Annotated in this window: 1 protein-coding gene; it reads left to right on the top strand. The window is 39.6% G+C overall.

Going from position 1 to position 825, the window contains the following annotated elements; genetic code table 11:
• The coding region (locus AC1DWB_RS36395; RefSeq protein ID WP_477545908.1) for a site-specific integrase at positions 1 to 694 on the top strand (694 nt) is incomplete at its 5' end.
• Between the last annotated feature and the right edge of the window lie 131 nt (positions 695 to 825).

The following is an 825-nucleotide window of genomic DNA, read 5'->3' as shown; positions in this document are numbered from 1 at the left end:
GGTTAAAAGAAAATACATTACCCATAATCCAGTACAAGACGCTGAGACACCGAAAGTAACCCGAAAAGAGATGCAGGTTTGGACATTGGAGGAAACTACTCGATTCTTACAAAACGCCAATGAATACAGGTTGTATATCGCCTTTTTACTTGCCCTTACGACCGGAATGAGACAAAGCGAAATTTTAGGACTTCGGTGGAAGGATATCGATATCGAAGCTGCTGCTTTAATTGTTCGTCAAACATTGAGCCATGATGGTAAATACCTTTCCTCTGAAACAAAGACAAAGGCAAGTACAAGGACGATCTCAATTGCTCAAAAGACCGTCATGGAGCTAAAAAGGCATCAACGAGTACTAAAACAGGAGAAACTTGCCCATGATCCAGCTACATACAAAGATATGGACTTGATTGTTTGTACCTCAAACGGAACGCCAACATTGCCAAGAAATCTTCTCTGTACATTCTACAATCTGATTAAAACAGCGGACGTACCAAAGGTTCGGTTCCATGATCTCTGTCATACTGTAGCGACATTGATGCTAAAAGAAGGTATCAATCCCAAGATAGTTAAAGAAATATTAGGCCACTCCGATATTAGGATAACTTTGGACACATATAGTCATGTACTCCCAAGCGTCCATAAAGAAACTGCTCAACGGTATGGTGATATGCTATTCCAAACAAAGGCTTGATACCTCAAAACCAATGGGAACATGCTTTTTAGAACGGTTTTGTGACCAATTCTGTGACCACAGTGAATTGTTGATCTTGAAACTCCCTCAGAAAAAGAAAAAAACCCTTGATTTATAACAATGTCATTAAC

This window comes from Paenibacillus sp. P4_E11 (assembly GCF_056401635.1).
The sequence above is the reverse complement of the archived record's forward strand: the minus strand, read 5'-3'. Positions and strand labels throughout refer to the sequence as shown.